Below are 476 nucleotides of genomic sequence, written 5' to 3' on the forward strand. Positions count from 1 at the left end.
CACGAAAGAATGACCCGTTTGTGTTGTATGGTTAAGTGACTAAGCGTACACGGTGGATGCCTTGGCAGTTGGAGGCGATGAAGGACGTATTAACTTGCGATAAGCCTAGTCAAGCTAGTAAAAAGCACTTGAGACTAGGATTTCCGAATGGGGAAACCCACCTGCTTGCAGGTATCGTTAACTGATTACATAGGTTAACGAGGCGAACGCGGAGAACTGAAACATCTAAGTACCCGTAGGAAAAGAAATCAACCGAGATTCCGATAGTAGCGGCGAGCGAAATCGGAACAGCCCTTAAGCTTATTATGTGTTAATGGAAGGCTCTGGAAAGTGCCACGATACAGGGTGATAGTCCCGTACATGAAAACGCATTTTAAGTGAAATCGAGTAGGTCGGTGCACGTGAAACTTTGACTGAATATAGGTGGCCCATCATCTAAGGCTAAATACTCCCAACTCTCCGATAGTGAACCCGTC

General features: G+C 46.0%; 1 rRNA gene. It reads left to right on the forward strand.

The features are described from left to right. Window positions 1–29: 29 nt before the first annotated feature. Window positions 30–476: ribosomal RNA gene (locus CWB75_RS19160) — 23S ribosomal RNA — on the forward strand; the annotation flags it as partial.

Source organism: Pseudoalteromonas sp. S1608 (genome assembly GCF_005887265.1).
In the GTDB taxonomy this organism is placed as follows: domain Bacteria; phylum Pseudomonadota; class Gammaproteobacteria; order Enterobacterales; family Alteromonadaceae; genus Pseudoalteromonas; species Pseudoalteromonas undina.